The 22,492-nt window shown below is 58.4% G+C and carries 19 protein-coding genes, 3 tRNA genes and 1 pseudogene; 4 read left to right on the top strand and 19 right to left on the bottom strand.

The features are described from left to right. Positions 1–208 precede the first annotated feature (208 nt). Both cra and J2Y86_RS21830 read left to right on the top strand, forming a co-directional pair. Positions 209–1,204 (top strand): catabolite repressor/activator, encoded by a 996-nt coding sequence (gene cra / locus J2Y86_RS21835; protein ID WP_253436220.1) that lies wholly within the window; start codon positions 209–211, stop codon positions 1,202–1,204. A 3-nt stretch (positions 1,205–1,207) separates the two neighbouring features. Continuing rightward, a complete protein-coding gene (locus tag J2Y86_RS21830; RefSeq protein WP_253436216.1) occupies positions 1,208–1,984 on the top strand; it encodes a TatD family hydrolase in 777 nt (258 codons plus the stop codon). Positions 1,985–2,104: 120 nt separating this feature from the next. Here J2Y86_RS21830 and J2Y86_RS30545 read toward each other — a convergent pair whose 3' ends face one another. The 5 genes and pseudogenes from J2Y86_RS30545 to J2Y86_RS21810 form a co-directional block, all read right to left on the bottom strand. Beyond that, positions 2,105–2,809: a methyl-accepting chemotaxis protein gene (locus J2Y86_RS30545; RefSeq protein ID WP_437180693.1), complete on the bottom strand. Its 705-nt coding sequence runs from the start codon at positions 2,807–2,809 to the stop codon at positions 2,105–2,107. A 153-nt stretch (positions 2,810–2,962) separates the two neighbouring features. After that, positions 2,963–3,166 (bottom strand): annotated as a pseudogene (locus J2Y86_RS30540) (HAMP domain-containing protein); the annotation flags it as partial. Positions 3,167–4,381: 1,215 nt separating this feature from the next. Then, on the bottom strand, positions 4,382–5,218 hold the full coding sequence (gene ampE / locus J2Y86_RS21820; protein WP_253436210.1) for a regulatory signaling modulator protein AmpE: 837 nt from the start codon (positions 5,216–5,218) through the stop codon (positions 4,382–4,384). Further along, a complete protein-coding gene (gene ampD / locus J2Y86_RS21815) occupies positions 5,215–5,775 on the bottom strand; it encodes a 1,6-anhydro-N-acetylmuramyl-L-alanine amidase AmpD (RefSeq protein WP_253436207.1) in 561 nt (186 codons plus the stop codon). The genes ampE and ampD overlap by 4 nt, the downstream gene beginning before the upstream one ends. 64 nt (positions 5,776–5,839) lie before the next feature. Continuing rightward, entirely contained in the window at positions 5,840–8,056 is a 2,217-nt protein-coding gene (locus tag J2Y86_RS21810; RefSeq protein WP_253436204.1) for a DUF1631 domain-containing protein, read from the bottom strand. Positions 8,057–8,405: 349 nt separating this feature from the next. Here J2Y86_RS21810 and nadC point away from each other — a divergent pair, with 349 nt between their 5' ends. After that, complete coding sequence (nadC, locus tag J2Y86_RS21805) at positions 8,406–9,254, top strand: carboxylating nicotinate-nucleotide diphosphorylase (protein ID WP_253436200.1); 849 nt, start codon at positions 8,406–8,408, stop codon at positions 9,252–9,254. A gap of 51 nt (positions 9,255–9,305) precedes the next feature. Here nadC and J2Y86_RS21800 read toward each other — a convergent pair whose 3' ends face one another. Continuing rightward, positions 9,306–9,611 carry a DUF6388 family protein gene (locus tag J2Y86_RS21800; RefSeq protein WP_140664060.1) on the bottom strand — a complete coding sequence of 102 codons (306 nt, stop codon included), beginning with the start codon at positions 9,609–9,611 and terminating at the stop codon, positions 9,306–9,308. A gap of 316 nt (positions 9,612–9,927) precedes the next feature. Here J2Y86_RS21800 and J2Y86_RS21795 point away from each other — a divergent pair, with 316 nt between their 5' ends. Beyond that, positions 9,928–10,590 carry a hypothetical protein gene (locus J2Y86_RS21795; protein WP_253436197.1) on the top strand — a complete coding sequence of 221 codons (663 nt, stop codon included), beginning with the start codon at positions 9,928–9,930 and terminating at the stop codon, positions 10,588–10,590. Positions 10,591–10,597: 7 nt separating this feature from the next. On the opposite strand, the gene J2Y86_RS21790 is transcribed toward J2Y86_RS21795, so the two are convergent. From J2Y86_RS21790 to glmM, 13 genes are all read right to left on the bottom strand, one after another. After that, positions 10,598–10,673: transfer RNA gene (locus J2Y86_RS21790), tRNA-Thr, on the bottom strand. A 136-nt stretch (positions 10,674–10,809) separates the two neighbouring features. Next, entirely contained in the window at positions 10,810–12,915 is a 2,106-nt protein-coding gene (gene pnp, locus J2Y86_RS21785) for a polyribonucleotide nucleotidyltransferase (protein WP_154996547.1), read from the bottom strand. A 195-nt stretch (positions 12,916–13,110) separates the two neighbouring features. Next, positions 13,111–13,380: a 30S ribosomal protein S15 gene (gene rpsO, locus J2Y86_RS21780; protein ID WP_003176135.1), complete on the bottom strand. Its 270-nt coding sequence runs from the start codon at positions 13,378–13,380 to the stop codon at positions 13,111–13,113. 117 nt (positions 13,381–13,497) lie between these two features. Beyond that, positions 13,498–14,415, bottom strand: a complete 918-nt coding sequence (gene truB, locus J2Y86_RS21775) for a tRNA pseudouridine(55) synthase TruB (protein WP_253436194.1) — start codon at positions 14,413–14,415, stop codon at positions 13,498–13,500. Between the two features lie 3 nt (positions 14,416–14,418). Beyond that, positions 14,419–14,820 carry a 30S ribosome-binding factor RbfA gene (gene rbfA / locus J2Y86_RS21770; protein ID WP_008149016.1) on the bottom strand — a complete coding sequence of 134 codons (402 nt, stop codon included), beginning with the start codon at positions 14,818–14,820 and terminating at the stop codon, positions 14,419–14,421. Positions 14,821–14,979: 159 nt separating this feature from the next. Then, positions 14,980–17,508: a translation initiation factor IF-2 gene (infB, locus tag J2Y86_RS21765; protein ID WP_084321850.1), complete on the bottom strand. Its 2,529-nt coding sequence runs from the start codon at positions 17,506–17,508 to the stop codon at positions 14,980–14,982. Between the two features lie 27 nt (positions 17,509–17,535). Beyond that, a complete protein-coding gene (gene nusA / locus J2Y86_RS21760) occupies positions 17,536–19,017 on the bottom strand; it encodes a transcription termination factor NusA (protein WP_008024459.1) in 1,482 nt (493 codons plus the stop codon). A 47-nt stretch (positions 19,018–19,064) separates the two neighbouring features. Beyond that, the gene (rimP, locus tag J2Y86_RS21755; RefSeq protein ID WP_010463487.1) at positions 19,065–19,523 is read right to left on the bottom strand and encodes a ribosome maturation factor RimP; all 459 of its coding nucleotides are present in this window, start codon (positions 19,521–19,523) and stop codon (positions 19,065–19,067) included. A gap of 138 nt (positions 19,524–19,661) precedes the next feature. Continuing rightward, positions 19,662–19,738 (bottom strand) — tRNA-Met (locus J2Y86_RS21750). A gap of 96 nt (positions 19,739–19,834) precedes the next feature. Beyond that, positions 19,835–19,920: transfer RNA gene (locus J2Y86_RS21745), tRNA-Leu, on the bottom strand. A 21-nt stretch (positions 19,921–19,941) separates the two neighbouring features. Continuing rightward, positions 19,942–20,325, bottom strand: a complete 384-nt coding sequence (gene secG, locus J2Y86_RS21740) for a preprotein translocase subunit SecG (protein WP_017336473.1) — start codon at positions 20,323–20,325, stop codon at positions 19,942–19,944. A 4-nt stretch (positions 20,326–20,329) separates the two neighbouring features. Then, on the bottom strand, positions 20,330–21,085 hold the full coding sequence (gene tpiA / locus J2Y86_RS21735) for a triose-phosphate isomerase (protein ID WP_253436191.1): 756 nt from the start codon (positions 21,083–21,085) through the stop codon (positions 20,330–20,332). Positions 21,086–21,151: 66 nt separating this feature from the next. Next, entirely contained in the window at positions 21,152–22,489 is a 1,338-nt protein-coding gene (gene glmM / locus J2Y86_RS21730) for a phosphoglucosamine mutase (RefSeq protein WP_253436187.1), read from the bottom strand. Positions 22,490–22,492: the final 3 nt, after the last annotated feature.

Raw genomic sequence — 22,492 nt, 5'->3', positions numbered from 1 at the left:
TTGGCGGTTTCACGGCAGAACCGGCCAAATGCACCTGAAACGTAGAAAATACGCTTGCTGAAACGTTTAATCTAGAATGATTGGCACGTTACTCGATAATGTCCCATCCTTGAAGCCCAACTTGTCGGATTGGCTGCGACAATAGTTGCCTGCCTGAATCGGGTAGGATTGGCGAAAATGTCGGCCGACAAACAAGGAACCCCCCGAGTTGAAACTCAGTGATATCGCCCAGCTGGCCGGTGTGTCCGTGACCACCGCCAGTTATGTCATCAATGGCAAGGCCGAACAGCAACGCATCAGCAGCGCCACCGTCGAGCGCGTGCGCGCGGTCGTCGAGCAACATGGCTTTACGCCCAACCCCCAGGCAGCCGGGCTGCGCAGTCGGCACACCCGCACCCTGGGCTTCATTTTGCCGGACCTGGAAAACCCCAGTTACGCACGAATCGCCAAACTGCTGGAGCAAGGTGCCCGGGCCCGTGGCTATCAATTGCTGATCGCCAGCTCCGACGATGCGCCGGACAGCGAACGGCAATTGCTGCAACTGTTCCGCGCCCGTCGTTGCGACGCGCTGATCGTCGCCAGTTGCCTGCCGACCGGTGACGACAGTTACCATCAGTTGCAAGCCAAGGGTGTCCCGATCATCGCCATTGACCGGGTCATGGAGCCTGAGCATTTCTGCTCGGTGATCAGCGATGATCGCGAAGCCAGCCTGCAACTGACGCGCAGCCTGCTCGACCCGTTGCCCAAGCAGATCGCCCTGATCGGCGCACGCCCCGAACTGAGCATCAGCCAGGAGCGGGCGGCCGGGTTCAAGGAAGCGCTGGCCGGGTTCAAAGGCGAGATCCTGATCGAACACGGCGAATCCTTCAGCCGCGAGTGCGGCAAACAGTTGATGGAAGACATGATCCAGCGCCTGGGCCATCTGCCGGACGCGTTGGTGACCACGTCCTACGTGTTGCTTCAGGGCGTGTTCGACGCACTGCACGACTTCCCGTTAAAAACCCGTCCGTTGCGCCTCGGCACATTCGGTGACACGCAGTTGCTGGATTTCCTGCCACTGCCAGTGAATGCCATGGCCCAGCAACATCAGTTGATCGCCGACAAAGCACTGCAACTGGCTCTGGCCGCCATCGAGCAATCCGATTACCAGCCCGGCGTTCAAGCCATCGCGCGGACCTTCAAGCAGCGTATTCGCCAGGACTGAACCGTGGAGCTGATCGACACCCACACCCATCTGGATTTTCCGGACTTCGACGAGGATCGTCAGGCGCTGCTCACCGAGAGCCGCGCCCTCGGTGTGCGGCGGATCGTGGTGCTGGGGGTTTATCAGGCCAATTGGCAGCGCGTCTGGGATTTGGTGCTGAGCGATCCCGATCTGCACGCGGCGTTCGGTTTGCACCCGGTGTATCTGGAGGATCATCGCCCTGAAGACTTGCACGAACTGGGTGACTGGCTGACGCGTCTGGCCGGTCACCACCAGCTGTGTGCGGTGGGCGAAATCGGCCTGGATTACTTCATCGAAACCCTCGACCGTGAGCGCCAGCAGACGTTGTTCGACGCGCAATTGCAACTGGCGGCGGACTTCAATCTGCCGGCGTTGATTCACGTGCGACGCAGCCATGCGGCGGTGATTGCCACGCTCAAGCGCTTCAAATTGAAACGCGCGGGCATCATTCACGCCTTCGCCGGCAGCAAGGAAGAGGCCCGCGAGTACATCAAGCTCGGTTTCAAACTGGGCCTCGGCGGCGCGGCGACCTGGCCGCAGGCCTTGCGCATGCACCGCGTGCTGGCCGAGCTGCCGCTGGAATCGGTGGTGCTGGAAACCGACTCACCGGATATGGCGCCCGCCATGTTTCCCGGCCAACGCAACAGCCCGGCGCACCTGCCGGCAATATGCGAGGCGCTGGCAGAAATCATGGCGGTCAGCCCGGAACAGCTGGCTGCTGTCAGTACAACGAACAGCTGCGATGTCTTTGGTTGGTAACGAGCAAAAATGTGGGAGCGGGCTTGCTCGCGAAGACGGACTAACATTCAACATTGATGTCGACTGTTACGCCGCTTTTCGCGAGCAAGCCCGCTCCCACATTTGATTCAGGTTGTGGCATCAAACCCGAAACGCGCTGATCAGCTGCTTCAATTCCACCACCTGCGCCGACAACGCCCGGCTTGCGTCCTCGGTCTGGTGCGCGCCTTCGGCAGTGCGCTCGCCGGCACGGTTGATTTCGACGATGTTCTGGTCAATGTCGTGTGCCACGGCGGTCTGCTGTTCCACGGCAGCGGCGATCTGCTGGTTCTGGTCGACGATCATTCCCACCGCCCCAAGGATATTTTCCAGCGCCTGCTGGACTTTTTCCGACTGGCCGACCGTGCCGTTGGCCATTTGATGGCTGGTGCCCATGGCCTTCACCGCCGCACCGACACCGCTGTGCAGTTTGGCGATCATCTGTTCGATTTCTTCAGTGGATTGCTGGGTGCGTTTGGCCAGGGTCCGGACCTCGTCCGCCACCACCGCGAAGCCACGTCCCTGCTCGCCCGCCCTCGCCGCCTCGATGGCCGCGTTGAGCGCCAGCAGGTTGGTCTGCTCGGCGATGCTTTTGATCACCTCCAGTACGCGGCTGATGGACTGGCTGTCGCTGGCCAGTTGATTGATCACCAACACCGATTGATCGATCTCGCTGGCCAGTGCGGCAATGCTGCCCTGTTGCGATTCCACCAGACCGCGCCCATTGATGGTTTCGTCGTTGACACTGTGAGCACTGCTGACCGCCGCCGCCGCACTGCGAGCCACCTCCAGTGACGTGGCCGACATCTGATTCATGGCCGTGGCGACCTGTTCGATCTGCGTACGCTGCCCCGCGACGGCCTGGTTACTCTGGGCCGAGACATTCTCGACCTGACCGGCCTGACGCTCGACTTCAGATACCGTGTGGCCGACACGCTCGATCAGGTCATGGATTTTCTTCACGGTGCCGTTGAACACCTCGCCCAACTCGCCCAGCTCATCACGGCTGTTGGCGTTGAATGTCACGGTCATGTCGCCGGCCGCGACCTTGTCCATCATCGCGCCAAGACGCTTGAGGGTGGTGCGGGTCGAGGCGTAGAAGCCGCCGTAGAGGTAGAAAATCAACACAAACACCACCGACAACGCGACGGCCTGCAGGACCATGTGCGTACGGTTCTGAGTCAGGCGCTGTTGCAACTGGGTATCGAGGAATTTCAGGGTGGCTTCGTTGAGTTGGTAAGTCTGGTCCATCAGGCCGGTGACCTGATCATAGAAAGCCTGCCACGGCGCATCGAGCGTGTCGGCCATCACCACTTGTTCTTCGAACAGCTCACTGGCTTTTTTCAGTGTCGCCTTACTGCTCTCGGCCTGGGCGCTCAGGGTTTCACGCGCCGCTTTGCTTGAGCCCAGCGCGTCTTGCAACTTCAGGCTGTACTCGGCCTGCAGCTTTTCGATCTGCGCCAGCAACTCATCGAAACGGGTGCTCGACGACGAGTTGAGGAACCCTTGCCCCAGCGAGTAGGAGCCCATCGCACGGCCATCGCCCAATGTCTGGGTAACGGGCGGCGTGACGTTGGTAATGAGTTCAGTGAGCTGACGCATGTCGCTCTGGCTGTCACGGCTCAACCCTGCCTGGCTGGCGATGATCTGGCTGAAAATCTGCGCATTGCCGAGCAGTTTGCCAATCAACGCACTTTTGCTTTGCAGGGAGTTCTCCGTTTGCTGGGCCTTGAACGCAGTGATCATTTCATCGCGCTTGCCATCGAAAACCGTGATTTGCTCCGGATCGGTGGTCATCGCCGCAAGCCCTTCCAGGCGGGCCAGAACGCTTTGCTCCAACGCAGTGATCTTGGGTTCGACATCGCCGGCCTTGCCGGACTGGCCCAGGATGACGTTGATCTGCACCAGGTTGTTCAGGGTTTCCAGGTCACGTCGCAGCGCCAGGCTGTTGCCCAACAAGTCGAGGCTTTGCAGTTCCACCCGGGTGCCCTGGAATTCACGATAGGAATCGCGCACCAGGTAAAAGTTGGTCACTAGCATCGGCACCAGGAACAGAACGCTGATCAGGCTGAACTTCATGCCGAAGCTCAGGCGATTCATTAGCGCGACGGCGGGATAGAGCAAGCTCTTCACTGGAAGTCTCCCTTTGATTCTTATTTTTATTGGCAGGCACAGACAGGCAGCAGATAGCCACTATTCAGTGCTATCTCTGTATAGCTTAAATCGGCTGGAGGGTTTGTAACTTAAGGTTAACGGGAGAGAGGGCTCGGTCCTTGTAGGAGCAGAGCTTGCTCGCGAAGGCGGTGTGTCAGACAACTTAACAATTGAATGACACACCGCCTTCGCGAGCAAGCTCTGCTCCTACAGAGGTCGGTGTACTTAGGGAAGGACCGTCCACAGTGCAAAACCGGCATACCAGAGCACCGCCGCCCGCAGCAGCAATTCCCAGATCCGGTCGAGACTGTTGATGCCGTCCGGCCCGACCACCGGTGCGGGAATCTCGCCGGCTACCAGACCGACCTTCTCAATCAACTGGGCGGCGCTGATGTTCCAGTTCAGCAGTTCGTGCAGCATCACCCGGCTCACCGCGACAAAGTTGCCGACCAACGCGAAGCTGGCCGCCAGCAGACGCACCGGCACCCAATCGAACGCGTGGCGCAATTGTGCGGCGCGCTCGACGACAGCCAGGTTCTGGCTGTGTTCTTCGGCCAGTGCCAGCAATCGATAGCTCAACGCCGCCACCGGGCCCAGCAGGAAATACCAGAAGATCACCGCAAAAAAGCTCTGGTAGGCCTCCCAGAGCAGATGCCCTTGCACCCGTTCCAGCAGTTGTTCGCCGCTGTCGGCGCAGATATCCAGGTCACGCTTCGCCACATGAGCGGCGGCTTGCAGGTCTTCCCGGCGCCAGGCATCGCGAAACGGCCCGAGACCGGCCAGCAGATCACCGCGTCCCAGGCTGTAAATGACCACCAGCAAATGCACCGGCAACGCCAACAGACCGTAAGCGACGGGTTCCAGAACCAGCAGTAGCAGGCCCAACAGCGCCACTGGCAGCAACACCAGAATCACCAATATCAACCACGGACGATTGGCCAGACGCGGACTTGTTTCAAGCTTGTGCAGCTCGCGTACCCAGCCGCCGTCACGTTGAACCCGATGGCGCAGGGCCGAGAATTTCTCGATCCACACCGCCAACAGCAACACCAGAAAACTCATTCTTGTTCCTCTTTAGCCAGGGCCGCGCGATAACGTTCCCAGTCGAATGCCGGCCCCGGATCGGTCTTGCGCCCCGGCGCGATGTCGCTATGTCCGCAGATGCGCTGTGCGGTAATGGCCTTGAAGGTGCTTTGCAGCTGCAAGGTCAGAGCCGTCAACGCCTCATATTGAGCGTCGGTGAACGGCAGATCATCCGTGCCTTCGAGCTCGATGCCCACGGAAAAATCGTTACAGGTTTCCCGCCCGTCGAAACATGAAACGCCGGCATGCCAGGCGCGATCAAGACAGGAGACAAACTGAGTGACAGTGCCGTCACGCTCAATCAGAAAGTGCGCGGACACCCGCAGGTCAGCGATCCCTTCAAAATAGGGATGTTCTGTGACATCCAGCCGGTTCTGGAAAAATTCCTGCACCTTGCCGGTGGCGAACTGCGCCGGCGGCAGACTGATGTTGTGGATCACCAGCAGGGAAATTTCGCCCGAGGGGCGCGCATTGAAGTTGGGTGAGGCGCAGACATTCACGCCCTGACACCAACCGCTCGCGGGGTCCAACTGCATACAGGTTCCTTCAACGTCGACTGTGTTGGCGCCCAGTATGCCGCGATAGCCCCCCGGCGCGCGATCACTTGCCGCGATTGAGACGCCGCAGGTTGCCGATGACCGACTCAAGGGCCCGGTCGAAGAGCAAGGTGTCATCCAGGGTCCGCACCGCGCCACGGTGAAAATCCAGGGCCAGGGCAATACGGCTGCGCTCCAGCACTTTCATCCCGGTACGGTCGACGAAAATGTAGTTGCCCGTGGCCTCGATGATCGCCGCCAGCTTGCAGCGCAGGTTGTGATCCTCGTCCTCCTGAAACTCGACCCAGCAGCCCACGTGCAGTTGGTCGACCTGAATCAGGCCCGCATCATCTGTCGGCAAGCCTACCGAGGCCGACGCTACCGCCCCTTCGTCGGCAGTGCGCAGGACGATTTCTTCTTGCACTTGCACCATCACCGGCGCCTCGGCCTCGCGAATGGTTGCAGGGGTCTGAGCCGGGCGTTCGAACAGCTGGACGTGCAGGCTTTCCAGCTCACTGAAAAACTCCCCGGTGGCGAACGGATCGAACGCCGAGCTGCTCAAGCCGTCACGCAAGGACTTGAGCAACCCCGGCACCAGCGCCAACAGGCGCAGGCTGGCATCAGGTTCGTCATGACGCTGCACGCTCCAGACCAGTTGCTCCATGGTTTGCACATCGGCAAGCCATTCGGCCGACTGATCGCCGTGCTTGAGGCAGGTCAGCAACAGCACCTGGCTCCAGGCCTCCTGGACAAACGCCACCACCCGCCGCGGCAGAACCTTGCCCAACAGCACCTGGTTCAGCGCCTGTTCGACGCGCTGACGGGCCATTTCGGTTTTGGCGCGGCCTTCTTCAGCGTCTCGGGTGCGTTGTTCCAGCAGCTCGCTGCGACGACGCTCGTCGCTGGTGAACGCGAGAAAATCCGCCAACAGCTCGGAAAAAATAGCCGGATCATCGACAAAATCATTCAGCAAACGCTGAACGACTTGCTCGATACGCAGGTACAGGCTGTCGCGCTGATGGTCATCGCATTCGCCCCAACCCAGGGCCGCAGCGGCGATTTCGTTGAGCAGACGGCGGGCCGGATGACTGCTGCGACTGAAGAAACTCTTGTCGAGCACGGCCACCTTGAGCATCGGAATCTGCAGGCGGCCGATCAGCGCCTTCAGAGAATCCGGCAGGTTGCGATCATCGAGGATGCATTCGAACAGCATGGCGATCAGGTTGATCACGTCTTCATCGGCCACACCCACCACACGCGACTTGCCGCTTTTGACGCTGACCCGGGTCAGCAATTGCTCAAGCTGGTTACGCAGGTCGAAATCGTCCTGGGCGGCTGGCGTCGGCACGTATTGCTGCAAATGCGAGAGCAGGCGCAGCAGGTCGCGGGTGGAAATCGGCTGCGTCGTGGCGCTGACTTCCAGTGTCGGCGCAACACTGCCGCGGACGTGGAACAGCAGCTCCTGCAACGCCGCGAAGACTTCCTGCACGCCGTCGTCGACCTGCGTGCTGCCGGCGTGGATACCGGCTTCGGCGGGCTCGGCATGGACACTCGCCTCCGCCCGATCGGTCGCACGCCGCGCCGGCGCGGGCTTGAGGTCAGGCAATATGCCAGTGGCGATCAGCAGTTGATTGGCTTCGGTATAGAGCTGGTCGGCGTCGCTGAGCACATAGCGCTCGAAAAGCTTCAGGATGATCAGCTTGACCTTGATCTCCACCCCCAGATTACGCCCGGCCTGCATGAAATAATCACACAGCATCGCCGGGCCCAGCGGGTTGTGCTGAGCCACCAGCTTCTTGCCCAGCAACATGCTGAGTCGAGCGGTCAGTTGATCGAGCCCGAAACCGTCACGGCTCAGCACCTTGTTGACCATGGCCTCTACGGCCACGCTGCGTTCCAGGTCATCGCCGGACTGCGCTGCCGACGTGTCGAAGGCCAGTGTCCGGGGCAAGGCCGACTGGGCAGTGTCGTTACGGGTGAGCCCGATAAACGCCTCGAGGAATTGTTCGAGAAAAACCCGCTCGATACTTTTGCGCTTGAGGCGCAAGTCGCGCATGGCTTCGAAATAGAGGTTCTGCTCGACGTCGTTGCGGGCACGGTCAGCCATTTCGAACAGCGTGTCGTCAGCGTTATCGAAGAGTTCCTGCAAACCATGCCGGAGCTGTAGCGCGGCCTTGTCGCGAACCTGAAGCAGAATCACAGGCACACGGGCGAGCGGCGAAGGTGTCGCCTGATCGGTAGCCGCCTTGTGCAAAGGCACTACATTCCCGTCGTTGTGCATCCTGGCCTCCTGAAACGGTGATGCGTCGGTAGATCGGTGCGCCGGCCTCACAACCGCGCCAACGGTGGACACTGCCCATCCGCTGCCATTCAATATTTTGGGATACGAAAGCTACGTCAAAGCTATGACGTCAAATGAAAGGCGCATTATCTTGCAAAAGATGTCCCGTGTGCCAGCGGACTCTGTGCTTCTTATCGAATTAGACATTTCGGATGGATCGCAGCTCGACACCCATTGCCCGGGGAAATCGACCAAATACAGGTTTCAGAGCGACCGGAAGGTGTCTCTCGCCTTGGGTTGCCCCGTGCCATGGCCCTATAATCGGGCCACTTTGTTTGTGGAGTCCGTTATGCCGAATCTACGTCTCGCCGATCTGACCGCCGAAATCGAAGCCAACGTGCGCCGTGCGTTGCGTGAAGACATCGGCAGCGGCGACATCACCGCGCAGCTGATCCCGGCCGAACGCCTGGCCAAAGCCACCATCATCACCCGCGACGCCGCTGTCATCGCCGGTACCGCCTGGGTCGATGCCGTGTTCCGGCAACTGGACCCGCGAGTGGCCGTGCACTGGCAGGTGCGCGACGGCGAACGGGTGAAGCCCAATCAGGTCCTGTTCCACCTCGAAGGCCCGGCGCGCTCGTTGCTCACAGGCGAACGCAGCGCACTGAACTTCCTGCAATTGCTGTCCGGCGTGGCCACGCGCGCGCAATACCTGGCGGATTTCGTGGCCGAGACCCAGGTGAAGCTGCTCGACACTCGTAAAACCCTGCCAGGGCTGCGTCTGGCGCAAAAGTACGCCGTGACCTGCGGCGGCTGCCACAACCACCGCATCGGCTTGTACGACGCTTTCCTGATCAAGGAAAACCACATCGCCGCCTGCGGTGGCATCCCTGAAGCGATCAACGCCGCGCACAAGATCGCCCCGGGCAAACCGGTGGAGATCGAGGTGGAAAGCCTGGCGGAGCTGAAGGAAGCCCTGGCAGCCGGTGCCGATATCATCATGCTCGACGAGTTGAGCCTGGATGACATGCGCGAAGCCGTGCGCCTGAACGGCGGCAAGGCCAAACTGGAAGCCAGCGGCGGGATTAACGAAAGCACGCTGCTGCCGATCGCCGAAACCGGGGTGGATTACATTTCGATTGGTGCGATGACCAAGGATGTGAAGGCTGTCGATCTGTCGATGCGTCTGAGCCTCTGATCACATCTGGTTGAATGAAAAACGCCAGCCTCGTTGAGGCTGGCGTTTTTGTCAGACCACCAGATTGTTCATCTCGCAGTACTCTTCCCACTCGACGCCCAATACCTCGGCCGCCTCCTTGTGCAGCACCAGGCGCGCCGCCTCGAATTCTTCCGGGGTAGAGGTGTACTTGAGCGTCAGCTCCCAAGGCTGCAAGCCTTGTGATTCCGCCTCATCCTCGAACGCCCACTGGATCTGGTCTTTCTGATCGTCGGCGGGCAGGTCCTTGATCTCATCGGCGAGCTGGGGCGAATCAAGCAAGTACTTCTTCAGTGCTTCTTCGTGCCTGGCTTCCTGGGTCAATTCTTTAACGGTCATGTCGTTCTCGCTGATCGGGGGAATGGAAGATGGATCTGGATCATCAAGGATCTCTCTGACGCAGAAAACCGTGTGAAGCCCGGTTTGTCTGGCCTTCAGAACCATTCGTGGATCATTTGAAAACTGCAGGGTGGTACTCATGCAAGGTCCGAATATAGGACGTTTGGAAGACGATTTATATGGACTTTTACATCAAATCTACAAAAAAACCGTTTAGCGGTTTTTCTGAAAATATTCCCTCTCCACCCAGGAACAACCTTCAAAAGGCAAAGTCATAGCGATGTGCCATCTAGGCACTTCACAAGGAATTCAGGTGATGCGTATTTTCCCGAAGCTTCCGTCTACCCTGTTTGCAACCGGCATGGCCGCCCTTCTTCTCGGCAACCTGGCACTGGCCAATACGGCCCAAGCCAGCGTCGAGTACACCTCCGACAATCCTTCGTCCACGGGCAAATTCCTCGTCATCCAGAACATGTACGGCAAAGACGTCATGGTCAGGTCCAATCTCAGTGTTGAAGGGGCGGAAGCACTACAGCGCACCGCCAAAACCAACACGGATGAAATCAAGGAACTGAAGAATGACCTCGAAGCGCAGGCGCGCCTGATTGAAGAACTCAAGCGCAACAACGGAACGAGCGCCAGTTCGAGCACCAGTGAAATAGCCAACCTTAAACGGACCGACACCGAACAGGACAAGGACCTGAAAGAACTCACCAAGCAATTGGACGAGCTGAAACGCAGCAGTGGTTCGAGCTCCAGCTCCAGCGAACTGGCCAACCTCAAGCGCACCGTCAGCGAACGGGAAAACGATCTGAAAAAACTTGCCGGTCAGGTGGAAGACCTGAAGCGTAGTGCCGGGTCAAACTCCAGCGCGAGTTCCAGTGACCTGTCCAGCCTGAAGCGGGACGTCAGCGCTCAGGACAGTCAACTGGATCAGCTCAAGCGCGCCGTGGATGATCTGAGGAGCAAGGTGAAATAACAGGGAATGGTGCCCGAGACAGGAATCGAACCTGCGACCTTCGCGTTACGAGTGCGCTGCTCTACCGACTGAGCTACACGGGCGGTGAGCTAAACCTAGCATCGGGATCGTGAGCGGGCAAATCCACAAACCGTTTCCAGTTTTCGCAGACAAAAAAATGCCCCGCAGTTTTCACTGCGGGGCATTTTTTATAACGTTGAAGCGGTCAGGCTGGGGTGATTAAACGCCCGAAGCCTTGGCTGCTGCGACGTCTTTGATGGACAGCTTGATACGGCCGCGGTTGTCCACGTCCAGTACCAGTACTTCCACTTCCTGGCCTTCTTTCAGGATGTCGGTCACTTTCTCGACGCGAGCATCGCTCAGCATCGAGATGTGAACCAGACCGTCCTTGCCAGGCAGGATGTTGACGAATGCGCCGAAGTCGACGATGCGCTCAACCTTACCGACGTAGATCTTGCCGATTTCAGCTTCTGCGGTGATGCCCAGAACGCGCTGACGTGCTGCTTCAGCCGCTTCCTTGGTTTCGCCGAAGATCTTGATCGAGCCGTCGTCTTCGATGTCGATCGAAGCCTTGGTCTCTTCACAGATCGCACGAATGGTCGCGCCGCCTTTACCGATGACATCACGGATTTTGTCGGTGTCGATTTTCATCGCGATCATGGTCGGAGCGTTTTCCGACAGTTCGGTACGCGACTGGCCAATGATCTGGTTCATCTGACCGAGGATGTTCAGGCGCGCTTCCAGGGCTTGGCCCAGAGCGATTTCCATGATTTCTTCGGTGATGCCTTTGATCTTGATGTCCATCTGCAGCGCGGTAACACCTTTGGCGGTACCGGCTACTTTGAAGTCCATGTCGCCCAGGTGGTCTTCGTCACCCAGGATGTCGGTCAGGACGGCGAACTTCTCGCCTTCTTTAACCAGACCCATGGCGATACCGGCAACCGGTGCCTTCATCGGAACGCCGGCATCCATCAGGGCCAGGGAAGCGCCGCAGACCGAAGCCATGGAGCTCGAACCGTTGGACTCGGTGATTTCCGACACGACACGGATGGTGTACGGGAACACGTCGGCAGCAGGCAGCATGGCTGCAATCGAACGACGGGCCAGACGGCCGTGACCGATTTCGCGACGACCAGCGCCACCCATGCGACCACACTCACCTACCGAGAACGGAGGGAAGTTGTAGTGCAGCATGAACGGGTCTTTTTTCTCGCCTTCCAGGGTGTCCAGCAGCTGCGCGTCACGGGCGGTGCCCAGTGTTGCAACGACCAGTGCCTGGGTTTCGCCACGGGTGAACAGAGCCGAGCCGTGGGTCTTAGGCAGAACACCGACTTCGATGTTCAAAGGACGTACGGTCTTGGTGTCGCGACCGTCGATACGTGGCTTGCCGTTTACGATGTTTTCGCGAACGGTGCGGTATTCGATTTCACCGAAAGCAGCTTTGACTTCAGCGGAAGTCGGCTGACCTTCTTCACCGGACAGCTTGGCAACCACCTGGTCTTTCAGCTCACCCAGGCGAGCGTAACGGTCGGCCTTGATGGTGATGGTGTAAGCCTGGGAGATCGCGTCGCCGAACTCGGCACGGATCGCGCCCAGCAGCGCAGTGGCTTCTGGCTGTGGAGCCCAGGTCCAGGTCGGCTTGGCAGCTTCAGCGGCCAGTTCTTTAACGGCGTTGATCACCACCTGGAACTCGTCGTGAGCAAACAGTACCGCGCCCAGCATCTGGTCTTCGGTCAGCTCTTTGGCTTCCGATTCAACCATCAGAACGGCTTCCGAAGTACCGGCAACGACCATGTCCAGGCTCGACGCTTTCTGTTGTTCGTAAGTCGGGTTCAGCAGGTAGCCGGTGCTTTCGTGGAACGCAACGCGTGCAGCGCCGATCGGGCCATCGAAAGGAATGCCGGAGATGGCCAGCGCAGCCGAGGTACCGATCATCGCAGCGATGTCCGGATCGGTCTTCTTGCTGGTGGAAACGACAGTGCAGACAACCTGCACTTCGTTCATGAAGCCTTCCGGGAACAGCGGACGGATCGGACGGTCGATCAGTCGGGAAGTCAGGGTTTCTTTCTCGGAAGGACGGCCTTCGCGCTTGAAGAAACCGCCAGGGATCTTACCGGCAGCGTAAGTCTTTTCCTGGTAGTGAACGGACAGAGGGAAGAAGCCCTTGCCTGGATCGGCTTGCTTGGCACCGACTACAGTCACCAACACGCTGACGTCGTCGTCAACGGTGACCAATACTGCGCCGGAGGCCTGACGGGCGATACGGCCAGTCTCGAGGGTAACGGTCGACTGACCGAACTGGAATTTTTTGATTACCGGGTTCACGGTGTCCTACCTTCTTTTGTGGCTCTTGGGGAACTTGTCTTCTTGCGAAATTCTTGGGCAATGTCGGGAATCGGCCCAACGCCTGTCCAGGGTAAAACGTGTATCCAGATAAAACTTGAGGCTGGGAGCCTGCCATGCGCCAGCGGGAAACCCACTGACGTACGACAGACAACCAACCTCTAGCGCAATCGCTTATTAGCGACGCAGACCCAGGCGACCGATCAGAGCCTGATAACGACCCAGATCCTTGCCTTTCAGGTAGTCCAGCAGCTTACGACGCTGGTTTACCATGCGGATCAGACCACGACGGGAGTGGTGATCTTTACCGTTGGCCTTGAAGTGACCTTGCAGCTTGTTGATGTTGTGGGTCAGCAGTGCAACTTGCACTTCTGGCGAACCGGTGTCACCAACAGCTTGCTGGTAGTCAGCTACGATTTGAGCTTTTTCTTGAACGTCGAGAGCCATGAGGCAATCCTTTTATCAGGAAACTGTTTCAGAAAAACAGTTTCAACAGGCCAGGGACAAATCCCTGTATCTAAAAATGAGTAGTGACCGTGCCTGTTAACAGCCACCCTCGTCCGGTCATTCTGACCGAATCAGTCGACGCGGCGCGATGCGCCCGTCTTCGCTCACTTCACCGATACCGATGAAGCGACCGTTGTGATCCTGTACCCGTACCATGCCGAACTTCGGTGCATCCGGGGCTCGTACCGGTTGGCCGTTTAGCCAGTAGAACGAGCTGTGCTCCGAGAACTGCAGCAGTGGCCAATCCAGCAGGCCGCTGTCCGATGGCATCAGGAAGCGGTCGACCGCTTCGTTGCCGCCTTCGGCATGTACCGCTTCCAGCTCTTCAAGCGTAACTGTCTGCGCCAGGGTGAAAGGCCCGGCCTGGGTACGTCGCAATTCAGCCACGTAAGCGCCACAACCGAGTTGCTCACCGATATCCTCCACCAGGGTGCGGATATAGGTGCCTTTGCTGCAATCCACCGCCAGCCGCGCAGTATCACCTTCAAATGCCAGCAATTCCAAGCGCGCAATAGTAACAGAACGCGGTTCGCGCTCCACTACTTCGCCTGCACGTGCCAGCTTGTACAGCGGCTGGCCATCACGCTTGAGCGCCGAGTACATCGGCGGTATCTGACTGATTTGCCCACGAAATTTCGGCAGTGCCGCTTCGACATCGGATCGACCAACGGTCACCGGGCGTTCCTGCAAAACTTCACCCTCGGCGTCCGCCGTGGTGGTGGTTTTGCCCAGTTGCGCCAGCGTTTCGTAAGCCTTGTCGGAATCGAGCAGGTATTGCGAGAACTTGGTGGCCTCACCGAAGCACAGCGGCAACACGCCAGTGGCCAGCGGATCGAGACTGCCGGTGTGCCCGGCCTTCTCGGCGTTCAGCAACCAGCGGACCTTCTGCAAGGCTGCGTTGGAAGTGAACCCCAGCGGTTTGTCGAGCAGGATGATACCGCTGACGTTACGACGGATACGTTTGACCTGAGCCACCGATTACTCCTTGGTGTCTTCGGCTTCTGCCGCAACCGGGTGCTGATTGTCTTCAGCCACCGCACGCTCGATCAGTGCCGACAGGTGCGCGCCACGCACGACGCTTTCGTCGTAGTGGAAGTGCAACTGCGGAACGCTGCGCAACTTCATTTCGCGAGCCAACTGCATACGCAGGAAACCGGCGGCGGAGTTGAGCACCTTGATGCTTTGCGCGATGTCTTCGGCATTGTCCTGCCCCATCACGGTGATGAAGATCTTGGCGTGACCGACGTCACGGCTGACTTCAACAGCGGTAATGGTGACCAGGCCGACGCGCGGGTCTTTGACTTCACGACGGATCAGCTGTGCCAGCTCACGCTGCATCTGATCGCCGATACGTTGGGTACGGCTGTATTCTTTTGCCATGTCTTGTTACCTGTTACTGCCCCACGGTGAAACCCGAAGGGTCTGAAAGCGGCAAACGCCCGGCCTGACAAAAGCCAGACCGGGCGTTGCGTTTAGAGTCCTGACGCTGTGCCGCGCATTTGCATGCGGCGGCTTGGCGTGGCCCTTGAAGTGCGCGAGTTAGAGGCTGCGAGCAACCTGAACCTTCTCGAAGACTTCGATCTTGTCACCGACTTTGACGTCGTTGTAGCTCTTCACGCCGATACCGCATTCCATGCCGGCACGTACTTCGGAAGCGTCATCCTTGAAGCGGCGCAGGGATTCCAGCTCGCCTTCGAAGATAACGATGTCTTCACGCAGTACACGGATTGGACGGTTACGGTGAACAACACCTTCGATAACCATGCAACCGGCGATCGCGCCAAACTTCGGCGAACGGAACACATCACGGACTTCAGCGATACCCAGGATGTTCTCGCGAACATCGCTGCCCAACATACCGGTGAGGGCTTTCTTGACGTCTTCGATGATGTCGTAGATCACGTTGTAGTAACGCATATCCAGACCTTCCTGCTCGACGATCTTGCGAGCGCCGGCATCGGCACGCACGTTGAAGCCGAACAGTACAGCGTTGGAGGCCAGTGCCAGGTTGGCGTCGGACTCGGTGATACCACCGACACCGCCACCGACAACACGCACTTGCACTTCGTCGTTACCCAGGCCGTTCAAGGCACCGTTCAACGCTTCCAGCGAACCACGGACGTCGGATTTGAGGACGATGTTGAGCGTCTTCTTCTCTTCCTGACCCATGTTCTCGAAGATGTTTTCAAGCTTGCCGGCGTGAGCGCGGGCCAGTTTGACTTCGCGGAACTTGCCTTGACGGAACAGAGCCACTTCACGGGCTTTCTTCTCGTCGGCAACCACGCTCATCTCGTCGCCAGCGTCCGGGGTACCGTCCAGGCCGAGAATCTCGACAGGGATGGAAGGACCGGCTTCCTTGATTGGCTTGCCGTTCTCGTCGAGCATGGCACGTACACGGCCATAGTTCGAACCGACCAGCACCATGTCGCCTTGGCGCAGGGTACCGTCTTGAACCAGAACGGTTGCAACCGGGCCACGACCTTTGTCGAGACGCGATTCAACCACAACGCCACGGCCTGGAGCCGACGGAGTTGCTTTCAGTTCCAGAACTTCGGCTTGCAGCAGAACAGCTTCGAGCAACTCGTCCACGCCAGTACCGACTTTCGCCGAAACCGATACGAACGGGGTGTCGCCGCCCCACTCTTCCGAGGTCACGCCGTGAACCGACAGTTCGCTACGGATGCGATCGAGATCGGCGCCCGGCTTGTCGATTTTGTTCACTGCAACAACCAGCGGAACACCGGCAGCCTTGGCGTGCTGAACGGCTTCAACGGTCTGCGGCATGACGCCGTCGTCCGCTGCAACCACCAGGATCACGATGTCGGTCGCCTTGGCACCACGAGCACGCATTGCGGTAAACGCGGCGTGACCCGGGGTGTCGAGGAAGGTGACCATGCCGCGTTCGGTTTCAACGTGGTACGCGCCGATGTGCTGGGTGATACCGCCGGCTTCGCCTGCAGCTACCTTGGCACGACGGATGTAGTCGAGCAGCGAGGTCTTACCGTGGTCAACGTGGCCCATTACGGTCACGACCGGAGCACGGGAGAACGCTTCACCTTCAAACTTCAGGGACTCGGCCAGGGAATCTTCCAGGGCTGTGTCGCTGACCAGGGTCACTTTGTGGCCCAGTTCTTCAGCAACCAGTTGGGCAGTTTCCTGATCCAGTACCTGGTTGATGGTCGCTGGAGTACCCAGTTTGAACATGAACTTGATGATTTCAGCAGCCTTGACCGACATCTGCTGGGCGAGATCGCCAACAGTGATGGTCTCGCCGATCTTCACTTCGCGCACAACAGGGCCGGTTGGGCTCTGGAAACCGTGGGCGTTGCGTTTCTTCAGCTTGGCCTTGCCGCGACCACCACGACGGAAGCCATCGCTTTCTTCGTCGGTAGTACGTGGCGCAACACGTGGAGCAGGCGCTTTCTCTTTGACCGAAGCACGATGTGGAGCGTTTTTGCGCTCGCCATCGCCACTGCCACGACGATTGTTATCGTCGGCACGTGGTTTGTCCGGACGACGCTGTTCGTTCTGCTTGTTACGAACGTCAGCAGACGGAGCAGGTGCAGCCGCAACAACCGGTGCGCTTTCACGTACGGGTTCGGCAACTGCAACCGGCGCTGCAACGGCGTCGTTGGAAGCGGTTTGCGCAGCAGCAGGCTGGCGACGCGCTTCTTCTTCGGCGCGACGCTTGGCTTCTTCTTCAGCCTTCTGACGAGCAGCATTTTCTACTGCGCGACGTTCTTCCAGTTCGCGTTTGCGCTCGGCTTCGATTTCTTCCGGGCTGCGCTGTACGAAAACTTTCTTTTTACGAACTTCAACACTGATGCTTTTGCTGCCAGCAACACGCAGGGTGCTGGTGGTTTTACGCTGCAGTGTGATCTTGCGTGGTTCTTCCACTTTCGCCTTGTGGCTGCTTTTCAAGTGAGTCAGCAAAGATTGCTTCTCACTGTCAGTCACATGTTCTTCGGCGGCGGTGTGCGGCAGACCTGCCTCACGCATCTGCTGCAACAGGCGCTCTACCGGTGTTTTGACCTCATCGGCCAGTTGTTTCACCGTGACTTGCGTCATGCACTTCTCTCCTCAGGCCGCGCCTAATTACTCGAACCAGTGGGCTCGGGCGGCCATGATCAACTTGCCGGCACGATCATCGTCAATGCCGTCGATGTCGAGCAGGTCGTCAATAGACTGCTCGGCCAGGTCTTCGCGGGTAATTACGCCGCGCACCGCCAGTTCCATCGCCAAATCCTTGTCCATACCCTCAAGCGAGAGCAGGTCTTCGGCCGGATGGGCGTCTGCCAGCTTTTCCTCAGTAGCGATGGCTTTGGTCAACAAACGATCCTTGGCACGAGCGCGAAGCTCGTTGACGGTTTCTTCGTCAAAGCCGTCGATGTTGAGCATTTCTTCCAACGGTACGTAGGCAATCTCTTCCAGGCTGGTGAAGCCTTCATCTACCAGCACCTGTGCCAGGTCTTCGTCGACTTCCAGCTCGTCGATGAAGTTGCGCAGGATGTCGCCGGTTTCTGCTTGCTGCTTAGCCTGGATGTCCGATTCGGTCATCACGTTCAGGGTCCAGCCAGTCAACTGGCTGGCCAGACGCACGTTCTGACCACCACGACCGATGGCCTGAGCCAGATTGTCTGCGCCAACGGCGATGTCCATTGCATGGGCATCTTCGTCAACGATAATTGCCGCCACTTCAGCCGGCGACATTGCATTGATCACGAACTGAGCCGGGTTGTCGTCCCACAGGACGATGTCCACACGCTCACCGCCCAACTCACCCGACACTGCCTGGACGCGCGAACCGCGCATACCGATGCAAGCGCCTTGCGGGTCGATGCGTTTGTCCTTGGAGCGGACCGCGATCTTGGCACGCGAACCCGGGTCACGGGAGGCAGCCATTACTTCGATCAGGCCTTCAGCGATTTCCGGCACTTCGATGCGGAACAACTCGATCAGCATTTCCGGCGCAGTACGCGACAGGATCAGCTGCGGGCCGCGGTTCTCGGTGCGGATTTCCTTGAGCAGCGCACGCAGGCGCACGCCAACCCGGAAAGTTTCGCGAGAGATGATGTCTTCACGAGCCAGCAACGCTTCGGCGTTGTTGCCCAGGTCGACGATCACGTTGTCGCGGGTCACTTTCTTCACGGTGCCGGAGATGATTTCCCCCAGGCGCTCGCGATAGGCGTCGACGACTTGAGCACGCTCGGCTTCGCGAACTTTCTGCACAATGACTTGCTTGGCAGTCTGTGCAGCGATACGGCCGAACTCGATGGATTCGATCTTTTCTTCGACGACATCGCCAACCTGAGCACCAGGATGCGTTTCGGCAACCTTGCTTGGCCAGGTTTCGATGGCCGGATCGTCCAGGTCTGCTTCTTCGACTACCGTCCAGCGACGGAATGTCTCGTAAGCACCGGTGTGGCGATTGATTTCCACACGCAGATCGACTTCGTCCTCAAACCGCTTTTTTGTAGCGGTGGCCAGAGCCAGCTCCAGCGCTTCAAAAATTACGTTTGCCGGTACGCCCTTTTCATTGGATACCGACTCAACAACCAGCAGTACTTCTTTGCTCATCGTACGCCTCGCCTTTCGCAAGCCATTGGATCCGCGGGATCCGCGTCTCAGTCAAAACTGGGAATAATGTTGGCCTTGTCGATCATATCGATCGGCAACAGGAATTCATGGTCTTCTACCTGCACCACGACGTCCTGCTCTTCTACACCGCGCAGAAGGCCCTGAAAGTTGCGTCGTCCTTCAAAAGGCGAGCGCAGCTTGATCTTCACTTGTTCACCGGCAAATTTTGCAAACTGCTCAATAGTGAACAGTGGGCGTTCCATGCCAGGCGAGGAAACTTCAAGGGTGTATTCAACGGCGATTGGATCTTCAACATCCAGGACACCGCTGATCTGACGGCTGACGATGGCGCAATCGTCCACCAGTACGCCGCCTTCTTTATCAATATAAACGCGCAACATTGAGTGGCGACCTTGAGCCGAGAACTCAATACCCCAGCATTCATAGCCTAGGGCCACGACCACCGGGGCCAACAAGGCCTGCAACTCTTCTAGCTTGCTCGACACCTGAACCCCCTCGTGCATGTATGTGCATGCTATGCAAAATAAAAAAATGGGCGAAACGCCCATCCTTGAAACGCCGTCGAACAGCGGCGTAGAAAGTGTCCAGCTAACAAAAAGCCCCTTAAAAGGGGCTCCTTAAACTGGTTGCGGGGGCCGGATTTGAACCGACGACCTTCGGGTTATGAGCCCGACGAGCTACCAGACTGCTCCACCCCGCGACAAAGCTGGGGCGGAAGTATACGACCGATCCCTGACAGGGTCAATGTAACCTTCCACCTACAAGAAAGCCCGCAACAGCGGGCTCTCCTGATAATTGGTACCGAGAAGGGGACTCGAACCCCTACACCCTATGGGCACAACCACCTCAAGGTTGCGTGTCTACCAATTCCACCACCTCGGCAATACTACGTTTGAAACCTTCTTACTTTTGCTCTTGAGCTGGAGGCACGTCAGTCGCTGGGGTAGCCGACTTTTGCTCTTGAAGCACCGGGACATCATCAGAAGCCGGTTGTTGCTTTGGAACTTCCAACACTGCCGGGTTTGGCAAACCTACTTGAGTCAGCTGGTGAGCTTTCTCTTTAGCAAAGTAACCTAACCCTAAGCTGGTTATGAAGAAACCGGCGGCAAGTATAGCAGTAAACTTACTAAGAAAGGTAGAGGAACCTTGGCTTCCGAACACAGTATTTGAAGCACCTGCTCCGAAAGACGCGCCAGCATCCGCACCTTTACCCTGCTGCAGCAATACCAGAGCAACTACGCCCAATGCACCCAGCAGATGAAAAACGACTACGACTGTTTCCAGCATTTTTTCAGTTTCCCGCGGCGCGAATAATCGCACCGAACTCATCTGCATTCAGGGAAGCTCCACCAATGAGCCCCCCATCGATATCCGGCATGCCGAACAGTTCGACCGCATTGGCCGCCTTCACGCTGCCGCCGTATAGAAGCCGCACACCTTGTGCGACCTCAGAATTCTCTGCCGCCAACTGAGCGCGAATGGCTGCGTGCACATCCTGCGCCTGTTGCGGCGAAGCAGTCAGCCCGGTACCAATGGCCCAGACCGGCTCGTAAGCGATTACTGCCTTTGCAAAAACACCGACACCCAGTTTCTCGATGACGCTGCCGAGCTGATGCCCGACAACTTCAAGCGTTTTACCGGCTTCGCGCTGCTCCAGGGTTTCCCCGATGCATAACACCGGAATCAAGCCACATTCCTGTGCCGCGGCGAACTTGCGAATCAGTGCTTCATCATTCTCGCCGATGATCTGGCGGCGTTCGGAATGCCCGACGAGCACCAGAGAACAACCTTCATCAGCCAACTGACTCGGTGCAACCTCACCGGTCAATGCACCTTGTTTGGCTTCCACCGCAACGTTCTGCGCGCCGACCTTGATCGACTTGCCTTCCAGACCATCAATCACTTGATTGATATGCAAGAAAGACGGGAATACCGCTACATCAACACCGCTCGGCAAGGCCAAATTACGCAAGCCTTTGATCAGCTCAGCGACGCTGGCGCGGGTACCGTGCATCTTCCAGTTACCAGCTACCATAGGGCGACGCATGCTGTACCTCGTCGGTCAAAGTGGGCGCAGATGTTACCCAACACAATCATGGCTGGCAAGCCGAATTCAGGCAGAAACTTCAGTAACCAGTTTTGCCAGCTCTTCGGCGTAGGCGCGAACCTGTGTTTCGTCCTCGCCTTCGACCATGACACGCACCAACGGCTCCGTCCCGGACTTGCGCAACAGCACGCGCCCACGACCCGCCATGGCTTTGGTCACGCGCTCGCTGGCTTCTTTGACCGACGGATGGTCCAGCGGGCTCGCACCACCGCCGAACCGTACGTTGATCAGCACCTGAGGGCACTTGCGCAGCGCCTGCCTGGCTTGACCCAGTCCTTCGGAGCGCGTCTGCAACGCCATCAGCACCTGCAACGCAGCGATGATCGCATCACCGGTGGTGGTGTGATTGAAGCAAACGATATGACCCGAGTTCTCGCCACCCACCAGCCAGTTGCGCTCCAGCAGATCCGCGATCACATAACGGTCACCGACGTTCGCACGCACAAATGGAATCGACAGATCCGCCAGAGCCAGTTCCAGCCCCAGGTTGCTCATCAATGTCCCGACCACGCCACCCTTCAACAGGTCACGCTCATGCAGGTCGCGGGCAATGATGAACAGCAGCTCGTCTCCATCGACAATGGCACCTGTGTGATCGACCATCAGAACCCGATCGCCGTCACCGTCGAAAGCAATGCCCAGATCGGCATGCTCGGCCAGCACGGCAGCCTGCAGTTGGCCCATATGGGTCGAACCGCAGTTTTCATTGATGTTCAGACCGTTCGGTTGCGCGGACAGCACAACGACGTCGGCACCCAGCTCGCGGAATACGCTTGGGGCCACTTTGTAGACCGCGCCGTGAGCGCAATCGATCACGATCTTCAGGCCCGAAAAGCTGGTGCCGGTCGGCACGCTGCTCTTGCAGAATTCGATATAACGGCCCGACGCATCGTTGATACGCGACACTTTGCCGATCTTGCTCGACTCAACAACGGTCATCGGGGTGTCGAGCAACTCTTCGATCATGTGCTCGACTTCATCCGGCAGCTTGGTGCCCTTTCCGGAGAAAAACTTGATGCCATTGTCATCGTGAGGATTGTGCGAAGCACTGATCACGATCCCTGCCTCGGCATGGAACGTCCGCGTCAGATAAGCGATGGCCGGGGTCGGCATCGGGCCCAGGAGCATCACGTCGGCACCGGCCGAAGTCAGTCCTGCCTCAAGCGCCGATTCGAACATGTACCCGGAGATCCGGGTGTCCTTGCCCACCAGCACCTTGCAGGCGCCCATTTTGCGGAATGCCATGCCCGCGGCCCAACCGAGCTTGAGCATGAATTCAGGAGTAATCGGATATTCGCCGACCCGACCACGAATCCCGTCGGTGCCAAAGTATTTCTTAGTCATAAG

The sequence above is a fragment of the Pseudomonas migulae genome, from assembly GCF_024169315.1.
Classification (GTDB): Bacteria; Pseudomonadota; Gammaproteobacteria; order Pseudomonadales; family Pseudomonadaceae; genus Aquipseudomonas; species Aquipseudomonas migulae_B.
Note: the sequence above shows the minus strand (reverse complement) of the source record. Positions and strands in the feature narration are given on the sequence as shown.